The sequence below is a fragment of the Cobetia sp. BMC6 genome (assembly GCF_029991385.1).
In the GTDB taxonomy this organism is placed as follows: domain Bacteria; phylum Pseudomonadota; class Gammaproteobacteria; order Pseudomonadales; family Halomonadaceae; genus Cobetia.
Genome location: NZ_JAKUMF010000066.1, coordinates 1 through 438, shown reverse-complemented (window position 1 = coordinate 438; position 438 = coordinate 1). Strand labels below are relative to the sequence as shown.

The 438-nt window shown below is 66.4% G+C and carries 1 protein-coding gene; it reads right to left on the bottom strand.

What is annotated here, in order from left to right; all coding sequences use genetic code 11:
* The coding region (locus tag MKZ40_RS17015) for a hypothetical protein (RefSeq protein WP_282627998.1) at nt 1-438 on the bottom strand (438 nt) is incomplete at both ends.

Below are 438 nucleotides of genomic sequence, written 5' to 3'. Positions count from 1 at the left end.
ACAGGAATGGCGGAGACCGCACCCCATCCCACAGGAACCGCCGCATCGCTTCCCGCTTCCAGAAGGCCATGCCGCTGGCAGCGGCGATATGCCGATTGCCCTGCAAGTGGCGTCCCCACTCAGCCAGCTGCGCGATGGCTTGATCGACGCCAACCGCCTTCCCGCTGAAACAATCCCGATAGCTTGCTGCTGCCACGGCCCGCTTCGCCTCCAGCCGAAGCCGCTCCGGCGCGATGATTTCACCATCGGGCCCATGCACGGCGACCCCCAGCATCCCCGCGATGATCGCCAGTTCATCGTCAGCTTTAGCATGGACAGAGCGGGCCTGCGCCACCAGCGCCCAAGGGTCATATGCCTTGGCGGGCTGCCGCAGCGGCAGAATGACGACCTCGCGTCGATCAAGTCCGTCGCGGGAGAAGCAGCACCCCGCCCGCGCCA